Origin of the sequence: Aeromonas salmonicida (assembly GCF_028355655.1) — a bacterium.
Classification (GTDB): Bacteria; Pseudomonadota; Gammaproteobacteria; order Enterobacterales; family Aeromonadaceae; genus Aeromonas; species Aeromonas salmonicida.
Map to the genome: position 1 here is coordinate 4,571,613 of NZ_CP110645.1, position 15,492 is coordinate 4,587,104.

Consider the following 15,492-nt stretch of genomic DNA (forward strand, 5'->3'; position numbering starts at 1 on the left):
CGGCTAAACTCCTTCACAGGCTTTTTTCAGCATGGAGAAGAGGATGAAAGTACTGGTCACCGGCGGTTGCGGCTATATTGGCAGCCACACCTGCCTGGCCCTGCAGGCCGCTGGGATTGAGCCTGTGGTGGTGGATAATCTCTGCAACAGCAAGGTGGGCGTTCTGGCCCGCATCGCCGCCATCAGCGGGTGTGCCCCCTTCTTCTATCAGGGGGACATACGTGACCCGGCACTGCTGGATCGCATCTTCGCCGAACAGCAGATAGCCGCCGTGATCCATTTTGCCGCCCTCAAGGCGGTCGGTGAATCAACCCGCCTTCCCCTCGAATACTATGAAAACAACCTCGCTGGCACCCTCACCCTGTTGCAGGCGATGAAACGCGCGGGGGTCAACAGCCTGGTCTTCAGCTCCTCGGCCACCGTCTATGGTGATCCGGCCAGCACGCCCATCCGGGAAGATTTCCCCCGCAGCGCCACCAATCCCTATGGTCGATCAAAACTGATCATCGAAGAGATCCTCGAGGATCTGCAACGAGCCGAACCGCACTGGAGCATGACGCTGCTGCGCTACTTCAACCCGGTCGGGGCCCACGAGTCCGGCACCATGGGGGAAGATCCCCAGGGTATCCCCAACAATCTGATGCCCTTTCTGACCCAGGTCGCCATCGGCCGCCGCGACACTCTCTCCGTCTTTGGGAACGATTACCCCACCGTCGATGGCACAGGGGGGCGCGACTACATCCACGTAATGGATGTCGCCGAGGGGCATGTCAAAGCACTGCAACATTGCGCCCGTCAGGGCGGCGTACATATCTACAACCTGGGCACGGGCCAGGGCCAGAGCGTGCTGCAGATGATCGCGGCGTTCGAAGCCGCCTCCGGTCGGTCGCTGCCCTACCGCATCGAACCCCGGCGCCCAGGCGACATCGCCGAGTGCTGGGCCGATCCCGCCAAGGCCGAGCGCGAGCTGAACTGGCGTGCCAACCGTGATCTCGCAACCATGTGCGCCGACAGCTGGCGCTGGCAGTCCAGAAATCCACAGGGGTACGAGGCGTAAGCATGCACAGCGCCGCTCGCCCTCTCTTCCAGGCCCCCGTTGGCGGCCACCCCATCCATTTCATCAGGTAATGAGGAGTGATGATGTTCAACCCTGTTGATCACCCCCACCGTCGTTTCAACCCGCTGACCGGTCAATATGTGCTGGTCTCCCCCCACAGGGCCAAGCGTCCCTGGCAGGGTCAGGTCGAGAAGGTCAGTCAGGCGCCGAGCCAATCCCACGATCCGGATTGCTTCCTCTGTGCGGGCAACCAGCGCGTCACCGGCGACAAGAACCCGGACTATCAGGGCACCTTCGTCTTCACCAACGACTTCGCCGCCCTGATGCAAGACACACCGGCCACCCGCGGCGACCAGGATCCCCTGCTGAAACTGGAAGCCGCCCGCGGCACCAGCCGGGTCATCTGCTTCTCGCCGGATCACGGCAAGACACTGCCCGAGCTGCCGCTGCCCTCCATAGAGGCAGTGATCACCACCTGGATGGAACAGGTGGCCGAGCTGTCGAGCCAGTGGCAATGGGTGCAGGTGTTTGAAAACAAGGGCGCCGTCATGGGCTGCTCCAACCCCCATCCCCATGGCCAGCTCTGGGGCAGCGACTTTCTGCCCAACGAGATCGCCCGCGAAGAGCAGCACCAGCGCGACTGGCTGGCCGAGCACGGTCGCCCGCTGCTGGTCGAATATGTAGAGCGGGAGCTGGCAGATCGCAGCCGCATCGTAGTGGAAACCGCACACTGGCTGGCAGTCGTTCCTTTCTGGGCCGCCTGGCCGTTCGAAACCTTGCTGCTGCCCAAGACCCATGTCCCCTCCCTGCTGAGCCTCACCCCCGAGCTGCAGCAGGATCTGGCGATGGCGATCAAGGAGCTCACCAGCCGTTACGACAATCTGTTCGAGTGCAGCTTTCCCTACTCCATGGGCTGGCACTTCGCCCCGCCCCATTCAGACTGCCCCGAGGCCTGGCAACTGCACGCCCACTTCTATCCGCCGCTGTTGCGCTCCGCCACAGTGCGCAAATTTATGGTGGGCTTCGAGATGCTGGCAGAGACCCAGCGCGATCTGACGCCGGAACAAGCGGCAGAACGACTTCGCGCACTCAGTCCAATCCACTACAAACACACCAGCCAAGCCAATGAGGAGGCCCTATGACCCCCAGCCAACGCGTCAGCGCCGTTTTTGTCGAGCAGTTCGAACAGCAACCTGACCTGCTGGTGCGCGCCCCCGGCCGCGTCAATCTCATCGGCGAGCACACCGACTATAACGACGGCTTCGTACTGCCCTGCGCCATCGACTACGAAACCTGTGTCGCCATCGGTCTGCGCAGCGACAGTCAGGTGCAGGTGATCGCCGCCGATTACGACAACCAGCGCGACCTGTTCGACCTGCACCAGCCCATAGAGCACCACCCCAGCCAACGTTGGAGCGACTATGTACGCGGTGTGGTGAAGTACCTGCAGGAGCGCGGCCAGGCCTTGCACGGCCTCAATCTGGTGGTCTCGGGCAACGTGCCTCAGGGGGCAGGTCTTTCATCGTCCGCCTCGCTGGAAGTGGCCATAGGCCAGGCTTTCAAGGAGGCGCTGGGGCTTCACATCAGCCAGGCCGAGATTGCCCTCAACGGTCAGCAGGCGGAGAACCAGTTCGTCGGTTGCAACTGCGGCATCATGGATCAAATGATCTCCGCCAGCGGCAAGCAGGATCATGCCCTGCTGCTCGACTGCCGCTCGCTCGAAACCCGCCTCATCCCCATGCCATCCGACCTGGCGGTGCTGATCGTCAACTCCAACGTGCGCCGCGGTCTGGTGGACAGCGAGTACAACACCCGCCGCCAGCAGTGTGAAACCGCCGCCCGCCACTACGGGGTCAAGGCACTGCGGGATCTGGACTTGGCTGCACTTGAAGCAGGCAAAGCCGGACTGGATGAGGTCTGTTACCGCCGCGCCCGCCATGTGGTGGGTGACAACACCCGTACTCTGGCCGCTGCCGATGCGCTGGAGTCCGGCGACCTGGTACGCCTCGGCCAACTGATGGCCGAGTCCCACGCCGCCATGCGCGATGACTTCGAAATCACCGTGCCCCCCATCGACGGTCTGGTGGAGATCATAAAAACCAAGCTTGGCCGCGAGGGCGGTGTGCGGATGACGGGTGGCGGCTTCGGTGGCTGCGTGGTTGCCCTGCTCCGCCCGGCGCAGGTCGCCGAGGTGATTGCCGCCGTCGACGCCGAGTACCCGGCCCGCTTCGGCATCAAGGCCGACAGCTATGTCTGCCGCGCCAGTGCAGGAGCGGGCAAGCTATGACCGCCTTCACTTCCCATGACGGCATGCACCCGATCATCACGACTGACAGTCCTGTCTGCCGTACCCATACCAGCACAGGGGTAGGCAAGCCATGACAGCCTTCACACACCATGACGGCATGCACCCGATCATCACGACTGACAGTCATGTCTGCCGTACCCATACAAGCACAGGAGCGGGCAAGCTATGACAGCCTTCACACCCCATGACGGTATGCACCCGATCATCACGACTGACAGTCCTGTCTGCCGCACCCATACCAGCATAGGGGCAGGCAAGCCATGACACCATTCGAGCTGGAAAATGAAGAAGGGCTGCGCCTGCGCGGCCTCGATTTTGGCGCCACCCTCACCTCCCTCACCCTGCCGGTAGCGGGCTCACGGCGTGAAGTGCTGCTGGGCTGCGCCGATGAAGCCTATCCCGCACAACAGGTGTGGCTGGGCGCCGTCGCGGGCCGTTTTGCCAACCGCATCGGCGGGGCAGAGCTGGTGCGTGATGGCCAGCACTGGGCTCTGGATGCCAATCAACCGCCTCACTGCCTGCACGGTGGACAGGAGGGGTTTCATCACAGGATCTGGCAGATCAAGGAACAGGAATCGGATCGGGTCAAACTCGTCCTGCTGTCAAAGGCAGGGGATCAGGGCTTTCCCGGCAACTTGCGGGTGACGATGGAATATCGACTGGAACAGTACGACCTGGTGGTGGAGTTCAGAGCCAGCACAGATGCCCCTACTCCGGTCAGCCTCACCAGCCACGTCTATTTCAATCTGGATGGGGGCAGCAAGGGCGGCGATGTGCGCGACCATGCCATCAGTCTCAATGCCGACTACTTCCTGCCTACCGACGGCAGCGGCCTGCCGCTGACCATTGTGCCAGTGGAAGGTCCCTTCGATCTGCGGGTTGCACGTCCCATGGGCCTGGATTGGCTGAGCCACCCCCAGCAACGGCAGGCCAAGGGGTACGATCACGCTTTTCTCCTCAATGGTCCTGAACAGGGGCGAGCAGCGCAGGTGGTGTCGGGGGATAAACAGCTGACGATGGAGGTCTATACCAACCAGCCTTCGTTGCAGTTCTACACCGGCAACTGGCTGGCCAACACGCCGAACCGCAGCGGTCAGCCCCATCAGGATTACGACGGCTTTTGCCTTGAAGCGCAGCAGCTGCCAGACAGTCCCAACCGGCCAGCGCTCGGTGATCCCTGGCTGCTGCCGGGCCAGCACTATCATCACCAGACCCGTTACCGTTTTATCCCCGCAGACTAAAACAGGTGCTGGTGGCGTCATTCTCCCGACCTCCCCTCTGACAACGAGGCGCTTTGTTTGCGCCCTTTCTTCCGACAAGGGTGGGGGCTTTGGCCAACGACACCGGGCATGACAGCACACTGACAGTTATCGAGCCGATTCAGGAGTCTTTATGGATGACAACTACCTAGCCGCCCCCGACCGTTACCAGCGCCAACCCTATCGACCCGTCGGCCGCCACGGCCTGCGCCTGCCCAGCATAGGGCTGGGGCTGTGGCACAACTTCGGCGAGAGCAGCGATCCCGCCAGAGTGAAAGCCATGGTGCATCAGGCATTCGATCTGGGCATTACCCACTTCGATCTGGCCAACAACTACGGGCCCCCCCCCGGCTCCGCCGAGACCACCTTCGGCCGCGTGATCAAGGGCAGTCTGGCTCCTTACAGAGACGAGCTGATCATCGCCAGCAAGGCGGGTTATGTAATGTGGGACGGCCCCTACGGCGACGGCGGCAGCACCAAGTATCTGTTTGCCAGCCTGCACCAGAGTCTGCGCCGGCTCGGACTCGACTACCTGGACATCTTCTATCACCACAGGCCGGATCCCCGCACCCCTCTGGAAGAAACCTGCCAGGCACTGGCGCTCATGGTGCGTCAGGGCAAGGCGCTCTATGTCGGTCTTTCCAACTATCCGGCCGAACTGGCCGCCCGGGCGGCGAGCCGGCTGGCCGAACTCGGGACTCCCTGCCTGGTCAATCAGCTCAAATACTCCCTGTTTCAGCGGGAAATAGAGGCCGAAACCCTGCCGGTCTGCCGCGAGCAAGGCGTGGGAGTGGTGGCCTTTTCGCCACTGGCTGGCGGCCTGCTCAGCAACCGTTATCTGGCGGGCATACCGGCGGATTCCCGTGCCGCCAGCGGTAGCCCCTTTCTCAAGCCGGAACAGATCACCCAGGACAAGCTGGCCAGGATCCGGGCCCTGCACACCCTGGCGCAGCAGCGAGGACAGGATCTGTCACAACTGGCGCTGCAGTGGGTGCTGCGCGATCCCGTGGTGAGCTGCGCCCTGATTGGCGCCAGCAGCCCCCAGCAAATAGTGAACGCTGTCGATGCCCTCGCCTTACCCCCGCTGGATGAGCCGTTGCAACGGCAGATAGAGACGACCCTGGCCTGACCCTCTCCCGCCGCCGCTCTTGCAAGGGGGAGGAGCCACTGCTGCATCGGCGTGGACAAGAGGGACGTGACGACGGCACCTTCCCCGAGAGACGGGCCCCCTCCCCTGACAAGGGAGGAGCAGGATGGGATCTGGCAACCCTGTATGACGACAGCCCCTCACTGCGCCCCAATATTTTCTGGTTGCCTGCCCGGTTTTCCTCCATCATTGGCCACCCCGACCCAGCTCGGGGTTGACCTTATCCGGACCAATCAACCAAGAGATCTGAACCATGACAGAGTCTTACGCCCTGTTTGTCGCCTTTGTGCTGGGCATAGTAGAGGGCCTGACCGAGTTTCTGCCCGTTTCCTCGACCGGCCACATGATCATCGTCGGCCACCTGCTGGGCTTCGAAGGGCCCAAGGCCGCCACCTTCGAAGTGGTGATCCAGATGGGCTCCATTCTCGCTGTCGTGGCCGTCTTCTGGCGCCGCCTGTTTGGCTTGATTGGCATCCACTTTGGCCAGAAACCACTTCAGGATCACGCCACCCTCTCCCTGGTGCACATCATCCTCGGCATGCTGCCCGCCGTGATCATCGGCTTGGGGATTCACAGCTGGATCAAAGCCAACCTGTTCGGACCGGAAACCGTGATGTACGCCCTGGTTGCCGGCGGCATCTTGCTGATCATCGCCGAGAAGTTTCGTCCGACGGTACGCTCCGAGACACTGGATGACATCAGCTACAAGCAGGCGTTCGGCATAGGTCTGTTCCAGTGTCTGGCGCTCTGGCCCGGTTTCTCCCGCTCCGGTGCCACCATCAGCGGCGGCATGCTGATGGGGATCAGCCGTCAGGCAGCTGCCGAGTTCTCCTTCATTCTGGCGGTGCCCATGATGGTGGCGGCAAGCGGGCTGGATCTCTACAAGAGCCGCGACCTCCTCTCCATGGCCGACTTTCCCATGTTTGCGGTGGGGTTCATCACTGCCTTCGTGGTCGCCATGATTGCCATCAAGACCTTCCTGGCGCTGATCCGTCGCCTCGACTTCATCCCGTTCGCCATCTACCGCTTCATCGTAGCCTTCGCCGTCTACCTGGTGTTTGTTGCCTGATGACAGGCAAATAGCCGAATGAAAAAGGGACCTTTCGGTCCCTTTTTCTATTGCTGCCCCACCTCAATAGAGACGATGGGTGATGCCGTTGAGCAGCCGCGACAGTCCCTTGGTGAACTGGACCGGCGCATCCTGCACCGTGTAGCAGAGGCAACCATCCGGCGTATGCGGGCTGTGGGCATGGCTGGCATCGCGCCAGATGAAGTCCCCCGCCTGATAGCAGGTGTCACCATCCTGCATGTTGCCCGCCAGCAACAGGGTCAGCTCGTAACCCTGATGGGTGTGCTCGGGGATGCGACCACCGGCCTCAATGTGAAGCAGACTGGCGCGGGCCCCCATCTCGTCCAGCGGCAAGCTGTGCTGGCGAATGGCACCGATATGGCGCCACTTGGGGGCATGGTGGCGGGCAAGCACCCTGGGCAGGCGATATGAATGGCCGGCTACCTGCAATTCGGGGGTAGACGGCGCCGGTTGGCCGAGCTCGGCCTGGCTGGCCACTGGCTGCTGCAATATGCCGGCCAGTACGGCGTCGAGTCCGGCTGGCATGGGCTCGCTCACCTCGGCTGACTGCTCGGTCGGCTCCAGATACTGGCGAGCCAGTTCCTCTTCGCAGGCTCGCAGACTGGCAGCACACTCGGGGCAGAGCTCACAATGGGCAGAGACACCGACGGCCAGCGGCAGGGGCAGCTCGTCGGCAGCGAAGGCGCGCAACATGGCGTGAGTCGGATGGGTTTTAATCATGGCCTTGCTCCACTTGCTCTTTCAATTTCTGTAATGCCAGTCTGAGGCGAGATTTGATGGTGCCAAGGGGCACGCCGAGTCGCTCCGCCAGCTCCTGCTGGGAGAACTCCTGCAGATAGATGCCGCGCACCACCTGCTGTTGCGGTTCCGGCAGGGTGGCAAGATAGTGCGCCATCTGGCGGGTCAGCACCGCATCTTCACCACCGCTCAGATGCTCCTCTTCCGCTCTGAACTCCAGCATGGGCCACAACTCCTCGGCGCAGAGATCCTCCTTGCTGGCGCGGCGGCGGCGCAGCATGTCGAAGCTCTGGTTGCGCATGACGGTGTAGATCCAGGTGGTTGGTGCCCCCTTCTCGGGATGGTAGAGACGAGCCTTCTGCCACACCAGCAGCATGGTCTCCTGTACCAGTTCCATGGCGTTGGCCTCGCTGCCGAGGTGACGCAGGCCGTAGCTGCGAATGCGCGGCGCAAAGTGAGTGAACAGAGTGGCAAACGCGGCCTTGTCGGCATGTTCGGCCACCCGAATGAGAAGAGACTTCAGATCGCCATCTGGATTGTCCATGGGGGGCGATATCCTGCGCAGAGTCGATTGGGGTTGGCCAGTATATGCCATTGCGCCATACCTTGAATGTTGTGGTCATCACCATTACGCCTGACGCGGAAAAAGGATCACCCCTGGGTCGCACATTCGCGCTCAATGAGTGGCAACCAGCAGGCCGCTCAGCAGGGAAAGCGCGGGCAGGTTGTTCTCCGCCGCCAGCAGCCACTGCTTCTGCTCTACGGGAATGGGCAACACCTCCAACCAGCGCTGGGCCACCCAGCTGGCATCATCCCAGTCGGGGTTGTGGTAGAGAGCCGCATACTCCGGGTAGTCGTTGAACACCTCCTGCAATGCACTGACTAGGGAGTGCTGGTCGGCATTGAGTCGTCCTGTCTGCCAGAGCGGCAGCAGTTCCACCTCGCCGACTCTCAGCCCGTCGGACTCCTGCCACAGATCGACGATCCTGACCCGTTCCATGCCGAGCACTGTAATGCCCAGCAGACCGTCCGGCAGTTGATCGAAATCGACTATTCGCACCCGGGTAGCGATGGGGTACATGTTGCGCAGCGCATCGGGCTGGCGAGGGTCGAGCATGCAGAGCACAAAGCCCTGATCTCCCGCCTCGGCGATCATGCGCTGGTATCTGGGCTCGAAGATGCGCAGCGGCATGATGCCACCGGGCAGCAGGTGAGCCGAGAGGGGAAACAGCGCCAGTTTCATCAGGTTATTCCTCTGTTGGAGATGCTTCTTGATACGACGACCGCACCAGAGCAGATCATTGAGTGCCAGTTGGAATAGAAAAACCCTTAACAATCAGGGGAAAATAGCCTGGACAACCCAATTCGATATGCAGTAGAAATGGATAAGCACCGCTTATCCCAGTGAATATTCTGGATAGTGGTGACAAATGCAGTGAAATATCCGTCCGACCAACTCTGGCGGGCCGTCCCTATAGTTTTCTCGGGCCGATGCGGGTAAAATTCACGCCCTTATATATCAGTCATTTTTCGACGCGCAACCTTGGTGGTCAGTTATGAAAGAGCATATTCATCATCTACTTGAACAAACGGTAGCCAATCTCAAGTCAGCAGGCGTCTTGCCGGCGGACCTGGAAGCCCGGGTGCAAGTAGACCGATGCAAGGAGAAGGCTCACGGTGACCTGGCCACCAACCTGGCCATGCTGCTGGCCAAACCGGCCCGCAAGAATCCCCGTGAGCTGGCCGCTGCCATCATTGAAAACCTGCCCGCCTCGGATCTGATCGCCAAGGTCGAGATCGCCGGTCCCGGCTTCATCAACTTCTTCTTCGACCAGCGCTGGCTGGCCGGCCAGGTCGAGGCCATGGTGACCAGCGCCAACGCCAACGTGAAGCTGCCGACGCCGCAAACCGTGGTGGTGGACTACTCGGCGCCGAACGTCGCCAAAGAGATGGCCGTGCACCACATCCGCTCTACCGTGCTCGGTGATGTGGCCGCTCGTGCTCTGGAGTTCCTCGGCCATAAGGTTGTGCGCGCCAACCACATTGGTGACTGGGGTACCCAGTTCGGCATGCTGATCGCCTATCTGGAGAAGATGGCCAACGAGCACGCCAGCGATATGGCGCTCAAGGATCTGGAAGCCTTCTACACCCAGGCCAAGCGTTGCTACGACGAAGACGAAGCCTTCGCCGAGCGTGCGCGCAACTACGTGGTCAAGCTGCAAGGTGGCGATGAGTACTGCCGCACCATGTGGAAAAAGCTGGTCGACATGACCATGGAACAGAACCAGATCAACTACGACCGCCTGAATGTCTCCCTGACCAACAAGGACATCATGGGCGAGTCCATGTACAACGACATGCTGCCGGAGATCGTTGCCGACCTGAAAGCCAAAGGGCTGGCGATCGAGAGCGAAGGCGCCACCGTTGTCTTCCTGGACGAATTCAAGAACAAGGATGGCGAGCCCATGGGCGTCATCATCCAGAAGAGCGATGGCGGTTTCCTCTACACCACCACCGACATCGCCTGTGCCAAATACCGTTATGAAACCCTGGGCGCCGACCGGGTCATGTATTTCATCGACTCCCGTCAGCACCAGCATCTGATGCAGGCCTGGACCATCACCCGCAAGGCGGGTTATGTACCTGAGTCCGTACCGCTCGAGCACCACGCCTTCGGCATGATGCTGGGCAAGGATGGCCGTCCCTACAAGACCCGCTCCGGTGGTACCGTCAAGCTGGTTGACCTGCTCAATGAAGCGGAAGAGCGCGCCGCCGCCCTGCTGGAGAGCCGCAACAGCGACCTCTCTGCCGAAGAGAAGGCCAACGTGGTCAACGCCATCGCCATGGGCGCGGTCAAGTATGCGGATCTCTCCAAGAACCGCACCACAGACTACATCTTCGACTGGGACATGATGCTGTCGTTTGAAGGCAACACTGCGCCCTATCTGCAGTATGCCTACACCCGCATCCAGTCCATCTTCCGCAAAGCCAACATCGATGCCAGCACGCTTATTGGCAACGTGACCCTGAACGAAGAGGCGGAAGAGGTACTGGCCCAGAAGCTGATCCAGTTCTCCGACGCGGTCAACGGCGTTGCCGACAAAGGCATGCCACACCTGCTCTGTACCTATCTGTACGAGCTGTCAGGCAACTTCATGACCTTCTACGAAGCCTGTCCGATCAACAAGGATGGCGTCGATGAAGCCACGCGCCAGAGCCGCCTGCTGCTGTGCGCCGCCACTGCCAAGGTCCTGAAACTGGGTCTGGGCGTGCTGGGCATTCATACCCTGGAGCGCATGTAATAGATGGCAACCCGGGATTACGTCGGCAACAGCCCGAGAAGACGGGCCGGTGGTCGTAACACCAAGAAAGCGGCACCTCGCCGCTTTCCTGTTATCCCGGCACTGCTGGCCGGGGCGCTGCTGGCGGGTTTCGGCGGCTTCCTTTACATGATCAATGGCAAGGGCAGCGATGCCCCCACCATTGAAGAACAGGTCAAGGCCAACAAGCCCAAGACGCAGAACAATGGTCTGCCCCAGGAGAAGTGGAGCTATATCGAACGGCTTGAAAACAAGCAGGTCGATGTCATAGCGCCACCTCCCCAGCCGGGTGTGTTGCCGCCGCCACCGGCGGAGACGCTCACCCTGCAGCCGGAGAAACTGCCGCAGCCGGTGCCGACCGACATCCCACAACCGGGTACGCCCATTGGTCAGGTGCAGCCCTACAAGCCGCAACCGGTTCAACCGGCCAAACCCGCCCCTGTGGCCAGCGCCCAGGAGCAGGTGATCGATCGTCAGGCGGACCGGGAGCGGATGGAGCGGGAGATCCGTGCCGAACTGGAACGTGAGCGGGCCGCTGCGCCCAAACCACAAGTTGCGGCAGCCACGGGCGACGACAGCGGACGCTACATGATGCAGTGCGCCGCCCTGCGTTCGCAAGATTCTGCCGAATCGCTCAAGGCCCGTATCGCCTTCACCGCCGGGCTCTCCTCCAGCCTGCAAGTTGTCAACGGAGCCGGTGGTGCCGTCTACAAGGTGATGGTGGGTCCGTTCAGCGGCAAGGCAGCCACAGATGCGGCCAACCGCAAGCTGCAAAGCGCTGGCATCAGCGGTTGCATCCCCAAGAAGGGGTGACCGCCGTCAGGGGAACCTTGAGAAAGGGCCGGGTCGACAGACCCGGCCCTTTCTCTTTTCTGCGCCACCCAGTCTCGATAGCGGTCGACCCGCTTCGGATACTCCCCCAGGGTTGAAAAGCCAGTCGGGCATCCCCATCTTTCTTGCCATGCACAGTCAGGCCGTTATTCGGCTCAAGCGAGGTAAGTAAAGTGACTACCATAGTTTCAGTTCGCCGCAACGGTCAGGTCGTGATCGGTGGTGATGGCCAGGTATCCCTCGGCAACACCGTCATGAAGGGCAACGCCCGCAAGGTTCATCGTCTCTATAACGGCAAGGTGCTGGCGGGTTTCGCTGGCGGTACTGCCGATGCCTTCACTCTGCTCGAACGCTTCGAAGCCAAACTGCAGGCCCATCAGGGTAATCTGGAGCGCGCCGCCGTGGCGCTGGCCAAAGACTGGCGCACCGATCGCGCCCTGCGCCGCCTCGAAGCTCTGCTGGCGGTCGCCGACGAACACAAATCCTTCATCATCACCGGCAACGGTGACGTGGTGCAGCCGGAGCAGGATCTCATCGCCATCGGCTCGGGCGGCAACTTCGCCCAGTCCGCGGCCATCGCCCTGCTGGAAAACACCGAGCTGGATGCCAAAACCATAGTCGAGAAGTCCCTCAAGATTGCGGGCGACATCTGCGTCTTCACCAACGGCAACCACACCATAGAAGTGCTGGACTATTCAGCCAAATAAGCCAGCCAAGTAACCCATTTTCGAAGGGGTGGGCCCTGCCCGCCCCGGATACAGGAATGCCATCATGTCCGAGATGACCCCGAGAGAAATCGTTCACGAGCTGGACCGACACATCATTGGTCAGGCCGATGCCAAACGCGCCGTCGCCGTTGCCCTGCGCAACCGCTGGCGCCGGATGCAGCTCGGTGAAGAGATGCGCCATGAAGTGACCCCGAAAAACATCCTTATGATAGGCCCTACCGGTGTCGGCAAGACCGAGATCGCCCGTCGTCTGGCCAAGCTGGCCAACGCGCCCTTCATCAAGGTGGAAGCGACCAAGTTCACCGAGGTGGGCTATGTGGGCAAGGAAGTGGACAGCATCATCCGTGACCTGACCGACGTCGCCATCAAGCTGGTGCGCGAGACCGAGATGGAGAAGATGAAATACCGCGCCGAGGAGGCCGCCGAAGAGCGCATCCTCGACGCCCTGCTGCCCAACCCGCGCAACACCTGGGGTGAGGAAGAGAAAGCCGACAACTCCAACACCCGCCAGATCTTCCGCAAGAAACTGCGGGAAGGTCAGCTGGATGACAAGGAGATCGAACTGGAGCTCTCAGCCTCCCCGATGGGCGTCGAGATCATGACACCGCCGGGTATGGAAGAGATGGCCAACCAGCTGCAGGGGCTGTTCCAGAACCTGGGCCAGAACCAGAAGAAAAAGCGCAAGATCAAGGTCAAAGAGGCCATGAAGGCGTTGATCGAAGAGGAAGCCGCTCGTCTGGTCAACCCGGAAGAGCTGAAGCAAAAAGCCATAGCGGCGGTCGAGAACAACGGCATCGTCTTCCTCGACGAGATCGACAAGATCTGCAAACGCGGCGAGAGCTCAGGCCCGGACGTTTCCCGTGAAGGGGTACAGCGCGACCTGTTGCCGCTGGTGGAAGGCTGTACCGTCAACACCAAGCACGGCATGGTCAAGACAGACCATATCCTGTTCGTCGCCTCCGGCGCCTTCCAGGTCGCCCGCCCGTCGGATCTCATCCCCGAGCTGCAGGGTCGTCTGCCGATCCGGGTCGAGCTGACCGCGCTCACCACAGATGACTTCGAGCGTATCCTGACCGAGCCGAACGCCTCCCTGACCGATCAGTACAAGGCGCTGATGGCCACCGAAGGGGTCAATATCGAGTTCACCAAGGACGGCATCCGCCGTCTGGCCGAAGCGGCCTGGCAGGTCAACGAGCGCACCGAGAACATAGGTGCCCGTCGCCTGCATACCGTGATGGAACGACTGATGGAAGACATCTCCTTCGATGCCTCCGAGAAGTCCGGCGAGACCTTCGTGATCGACACCGACTACGTCAACGCTCACCTCGGCAAGTTGATTGAAGATGAGGACCTGAGCCGCTTTATCCTGTAAGCGAGTCTCGGCACAGCACTGACTATTCTGGACGCCTCCACTATGGGGGCGTCTTCTTTGTGTCTCATGATCCTCACACCACCGCCAGCGCCTCCTCTCGTCTGCGCCCCACCAGCCATAGCGCCAACCCTGTGAGCAGGCCGGTCAGGGCAAAGGTAACCTGAGTACCGAACACCAGATCGGTCGGCATGGCCATGCTCAGATTGTGCGTCCCCACCAGAGTGGCAAACAGGCCACCGAGCCCGGCCGCTCCCGTCAGCTGACCCAGATTGCGCGACAGGGTCAACAAGCCCGCTACTGCCCCCCGTGCCTGCTCACTCGCCCCACCGACCACGGCACTGTTGTTGGCGGTCTGGAACAGGGCATAACCGGCCGTCAGCAGCAGTATGGGCAACAGATAGCCGAGCGGACCATATCCCGCCGTCAGGGTTGCCAGTCCAAGGGCTGCTATGACCATGACAGCCAACCCCGACCGAACGACCCATAGCACGCCAAACCTGTCCACCAGCCAGCCGGCAGGCATACCCGTCAAGGCGGCCAGCAGGGGTCCCCCCGAGATCATGAGCCCGACCGTCGCCATATCGAGGTCAAACACACCGCGCAGGTAGAAGGGGCCGATCAGCAATGTCACCACCATGACGCTGGCCACCAGGGCACTGGCGAGCAAGCCGCCCCTGAGCCTGGGTTCGGCCAACAGCACCAGTGGCAACAGAGGAGAGGGGTCGAGGCGCTCGCGGCGAATGAACAGTGCAGTGACAAGCAGTGCCCCCGCCCACAACCCCAGCGCCAAAGTCCCTCCCGAGGTCAGCGCCAGCCCGTAGCAGAGCAGCGCCATCACCAGCATCGACAGACTCGCCAGGTTCACCCTCTCTCTTTGTGGCAAAGCGCCCTCAGGTGGCAGACCCAGCCTGCCGGCACCCAGTGCCAGCAGGCTGACGGGCACCAGCAACAGAAAGGGAGCCTGCCAGCCAAACGCCCCGATCAAGAGGCCGCCGAACGAGGGGCCGAGGGCTGTGCCGCAGGCCGACAGGGTACCGAGCAGTCCCATGCTCCAGCCACGCCGCTCTGGTGGCACCAGCTGCCCCACCATGGCGAGCGCCAGAGAGAGCATGCAGGCAGCACCGGCTCCCTGCAGGACGCGCGCCGCAATCAGCCAACCTATGGTGGGAGCCAGGGCGCACAGCAGGGACGCCAATGCAAACAACGCCATGCCCCAGAGCAGCAAACGCCGCCGGCCAAACCTGTCCCCAAGCCTGCCAGCCACCACTGTCAGGCAGGTAATCCCCAGCAGATAGGCCACCAGTACCCATTGCACGCTGGCAAAGGGGACGGCAAACACCTGCCCCAACGCGGGCAGTACCATGTTGGCCATGCTCCCCGCCAGCATGGGCAACAGGGTGGCAAGACCGAGCGCCAGCAGGCCAGCACGGCGGGCAAAAGGCGTCGGGATTGTGATGGAATGTGACATGGGCATGACCTCCGGCGAACTATGATGCCAACAAGGCTAGTCAGAGCGTGTATCTGGCGGAAGACGCATGGCTTGCAACTTATAGCTGCACGGCACGCCATATGAAGAGCCGGATTCTCGCGTATGATGAATCCAACCGACCGCCATCAGGTTGGTCACCCCTAACACCCGGCT

Annotated in this window: 14 protein-coding genes; 10 read left to right on the forward strand and 4 right to left on the reverse strand. The window is 61.6% G+C overall.

Translation table 11 applies throughout. The annotated features are described in order from the left end of the window. The first annotated feature begins 43 nt into the window (after nucleotides 1-43). From galE to bacA, 6 genes are all read left to right on the forward strand, one after another. Nucleotides 44-1,057 (forward strand): UDP-glucose 4-epimerase GalE, encoded by a 1,014-nt coding sequence (gene galE, locus ONZ54_RS21280; RefSeq protein WP_271787082.1) that lies wholly within the window; start codon nucleotides 44-46, stop codon nucleotides 1,055-1,057. Nucleotides 1,058-1,140: 83 nt separating this feature from the next. Next, a complete protein-coding gene (locus ONZ54_RS21285; protein WP_271788315.1) occupies nucleotides 1,141-2,199 on the forward strand; it encodes a UDP-glucose--hexose-1-phosphate uridylyltransferase in 1,059 nt (352 codons plus the stop codon). Continuing rightward, nucleotides 2,196-3,344, forward strand: a complete 1,149-nt coding sequence (gene galK, locus ONZ54_RS21290; protein WP_059168213.1) for a galactokinase — start codon at nucleotides 2,196-2,198, stop codon at nucleotides 3,342-3,344. Before ONZ54_RS21285 ends, galK begins: the two co-directional genes overlap by 4 nt. Nucleotides 3,345-3,625: 281 nt before the next feature. Further along, nucleotides 3,626-4,606, forward strand: a complete 981-nt coding sequence (gene galM, locus ONZ54_RS21295; RefSeq protein WP_271787083.1) for a galactose-1-epimerase — start codon at nucleotides 3,626-3,628, stop codon at nucleotides 4,604-4,606. Nucleotides 4,607-4,757: 151 nt separating this feature from the next. Next, nucleotides 4,758-5,753, forward strand: coding sequence for an aldo/keto reductase (locus ONZ54_RS21300; protein WP_271787084.1), 996 nt, complete (start codon nucleotides 4,758-4,760; stop codon nucleotides 5,751-5,753). A gap of 271 nt (nucleotides 5,754-6,024) precedes the next feature. Continuing rightward, on the forward strand, nucleotides 6,025-6,840 hold the full coding sequence (gene bacA, locus ONZ54_RS21305; protein WP_265432007.1) for an undecaprenyl-diphosphate phosphatase: 816 nt from the start codon (nucleotides 6,025-6,027) through the stop codon (nucleotides 6,838-6,840). A gap of 63 nt (nucleotides 6,841-6,903) precedes the next feature. Here bacA and ONZ54_RS21310 read toward each other — a convergent pair whose 3' ends face one another. From ONZ54_RS21310 to ONZ54_RS21320, 3 genes are all read right to left on the reverse strand, one after another. Beyond that, nucleotides 6,904-7,581 carry a ChrR family anti-sigma-E factor gene (locus ONZ54_RS21310; RefSeq protein ID WP_271787085.1) on the reverse strand — a complete coding sequence of 226 codons (678 nt, stop codon included), beginning with the start codon at nucleotides 7,579-7,581 and terminating at the stop codon, nucleotides 6,904-6,906. Then, nucleotides 7,574-8,143 (reverse strand): sigma-70 family RNA polymerase sigma factor, encoded by a 570-nt coding sequence (locus ONZ54_RS21315; protein ID WP_005318397.1) that lies wholly within the window; start codon nucleotides 8,141-8,143, stop codon nucleotides 7,574-7,576. Before ONZ54_RS21315 ends, ONZ54_RS21310 begins: the two co-directional genes overlap by 8 nt. Before the next feature lie 132 nt (nucleotides 8,144-8,275). Next, entirely contained in the window at nucleotides 8,276-8,842 is a 567-nt protein-coding gene (locus ONZ54_RS21320) for an LON peptidase substrate-binding domain-containing protein (RefSeq protein ID WP_021138448.1), read from the reverse strand. Between the two features lie 313 nt (nucleotides 8,843-9,155). Between ONZ54_RS21320 and argS the strand changes: the two genes are divergently transcribed. The 4 genes from argS to hslU all read left to right on the forward strand — a co-directional run bounded on the left by argS (nucleotide 9,156) and on the right by hslU (nucleotide 13,850). Continuing rightward, nucleotides 9,156-10,901 carry an arginine--tRNA ligase gene (gene argS, locus ONZ54_RS21325; RefSeq protein ID WP_271787086.1) on the forward strand — a complete coding sequence of 582 codons (1,746 nt, stop codon included), beginning with the start codon at nucleotides 9,156-9,158 and terminating at the stop codon, nucleotides 10,899-10,901. Nucleotides 10,902-10,904: 3 nt separating this feature from the next. Next, complete coding sequence (locus tag ONZ54_RS21330; protein ID WP_059168219.1) at nucleotides 10,905-11,732, forward strand: SPOR domain-containing protein; 828 nt, start codon at nucleotides 10,905-10,907, stop codon at nucleotides 11,730-11,732. 191 nt (nucleotides 11,733-11,923) lie between these two features. Continuing rightward, on the forward strand, nucleotides 11,924-12,457 hold the full coding sequence (hslV, locus tag ONZ54_RS21335; protein WP_005318389.1) for an ATP-dependent protease subunit HslV: 534 nt from the start codon (nucleotides 11,924-11,926) through the stop codon (nucleotides 12,455-12,457). 64 nt (nucleotides 12,458-12,521) lie between these two features. Beyond that, nucleotides 12,522-13,850, forward strand: a complete 1,329-nt coding sequence (gene hslU / locus ONZ54_RS21340) for an HslU--HslV peptidase ATPase subunit (RefSeq protein WP_005318386.1) — start codon at nucleotides 12,522-12,524, stop codon at nucleotides 13,848-13,850. A 73-nt stretch (nucleotides 13,851-13,923) separates the two neighbouring features. Here the strand turns inward: hslU and ONZ54_RS21345 are convergent, their stop codons facing one another. After that, on the reverse strand, nucleotides 13,924-15,318 hold the full coding sequence (locus tag ONZ54_RS21345) for an MFS transporter (protein ID WP_271787087.1): 1,395 nt from the start codon (nucleotides 15,316-15,318) through the stop codon (nucleotides 13,924-13,926). Nucleotides 15,319-15,492: the final 174 nt, after the last annotated feature.

Excerpts from the sequence above, each read along its gene's own strand:
- galE (WP_271787082.1), top strand. The coding sequence starts at position 44 with ATGAAAGTACTGGTCACCGGCGGTTGCGGCTATATTGGCAGCCACACC.
- ONZ54_RS21285 (WP_271788315.1), top strand. The coding sequence starts at position 1,141 with ATGTTCAACCCTGTTGATCACCCCCACCGTCGTTTCAACCCGCTGACC.
- galK (WP_059168213.1), top strand. The coding sequence starts at position 2,196 with ATGACCCCCAGCCAACGCGTCAGCGCCGTTTTTGTCGAGCAGTTCGAA.
- galM (WP_271787083.1), top strand. The coding sequence starts at position 3,626 with ATGACACCATTCGAGCTGGAAAATGAAGAAGGGCTGCGCCTGCGCGGC.
- ONZ54_RS21300 (WP_271787084.1), top strand. The coding sequence starts at position 4,758 with ATGGATGACAACTACCTAGCCGCCCCCGACCGTTACCAGCGCCAACCC.
- bacA (WP_265432007.1), top strand. The coding sequence starts at position 6,025 with ATGACAGAGTCTTACGCCCTGTTTGTCGCCTTTGTGCTGGGCATAGTA.
- ONZ54_RS21310 (WP_271787085.1), bottom strand. The coding sequence starts at position 7,581 with ATGATTAAAACCCATCCGACTCACGCCATGTTGCGCGCCTTCGCTGCC.
- ONZ54_RS21315 (WP_005318397.1), bottom strand. The coding sequence starts at position 8,143 with ATGGACAATCCAGATGGCGATCTGAAGTCTCTTCTCATTCGGGTGGCC.
- ONZ54_RS21320 (WP_021138448.1), bottom strand. The coding sequence starts at position 8,842 with ATGAAACTGGCGCTGTTTCCCCTCTCGGCTCACCTGCTGCCCGGTGGC.
- argS (WP_271787086.1), top strand. The coding sequence starts at position 9,156 with ATGAAAGAGCATATTCATCATCTACTTGAACAAACGGTAGCCAATCTC.
- ONZ54_RS21330 (WP_059168219.1), top strand. The coding sequence starts at position 10,905 with ATGGCAACCCGGGATTACGTCGGCAACAGCCCGAGAAGACGGGCCGGT.
- hslU (WP_005318386.1), top strand. The coding sequence starts at position 12,522 with ATGTCCGAGATGACCCCGAGAGAAATCGTTCACGAGCTGGACCGACAC.
- ONZ54_RS21345 (WP_271787087.1), bottom strand. The coding sequence starts at position 15,318 with ATGTCACATTCCATCACAATCCCGACGCCTTTTGCCCGCCGTGCTGGC.